The sequence below is a fragment of the Falsiroseomonas algicola genome, assembly GCF_011040385.1.
Taxonomy (GTDB): Bacteria; Pseudomonadota; Alphaproteobacteria; order Acetobacterales; family Acetobacteraceae; genus Falsiroseomonas; species Falsiroseomonas algicola.
Map to the genome: position 1 here is coordinate 1 of NZ_JAAIKB010000062.1, position 721 is coordinate 721.

Consider the following 721-nt stretch of genomic DNA (forward strand, 5'->3'; position numbering starts at 1 on the left):
CGCTTGACCGCGAACATGAAGCCCGCGGCCCAGGGCTGGGCGAGGACGGTGCCGTCGTCGGTGCGCATGTAGATGGGGCGCCAGCGCCGGCCCTGGTCGATGTGGAGCGTTCGGTGGACGGCGTTGCGGTGATCCAGCACGGCCTGGACGGCGGCGAGGCCCATCGGCGTGGTCGGCAGGGTTGGCCCGAAGATCACGCGGAGCCAGGCCTCGGTGGCGATGCGCTCGGGGCCGACGACGAGGGCGGCGCAGAAGCCGTTGATGGCGGAGACGGTCCAGTTGCGTCGGGCGATGTCGGGCTGGTCGGCAAGCCAGGCCTCGAGATCGTCGAGGGCCAGCGCCGGAAGGCGGGCGCGGCGGGGGCTCATGCCGCGGCGGCGGTGCCGGGCTGGCGCCAGTTCCAGGGCAGCAGGGTGGCAAGCTGGGTCGAGCGGACCTCGCCGCTGACCATCCGCTCCAGCACGTCCGTCAACCAGGCCTGCGGGTTGATGCCGTTCAGGATGGCGGTGCGGATCAGCGTGGTGGCGATGGCCCAGGTCGCGCCGCCGCCCTCGCTGCCCGCGAAGAGCGCAGCCTTCCTGGTCACGGCCACCGGGCGGATTTCGCGCTCCACGATGTTGATATCCAGCTCGAGCCGGCCGTCGGTCAGGAAGCGCTCCAGCCCGGTCCAGTGGCGCAGGCCGTAGCGGATGGCCTTGGCGAGCGCGCTGTCGCTGCTGAC

At 72.3% G+C, this 721-nt stretch carries 2 protein-coding genes; both read right to left on the reverse strand.

The genetic code is table 11. The features are described from left to right. On the reverse strand, positions 1-368 hold a 368-nt coding region (locus G3576_RS31010), incomplete at its 3' end, for a UPF0149 family protein (RefSeq protein WP_164698338.1). After that, positions 365-721, reverse strand: a 357-nt coding sequence (locus G3576_RS31015; RefSeq protein ID WP_164698339.1) for an IS66 family transposase, incomplete at its 5' end; no start/stop codon positions are given. The genes G3576_RS31010 and G3576_RS31015, both read right to left, overlap by 4 nt.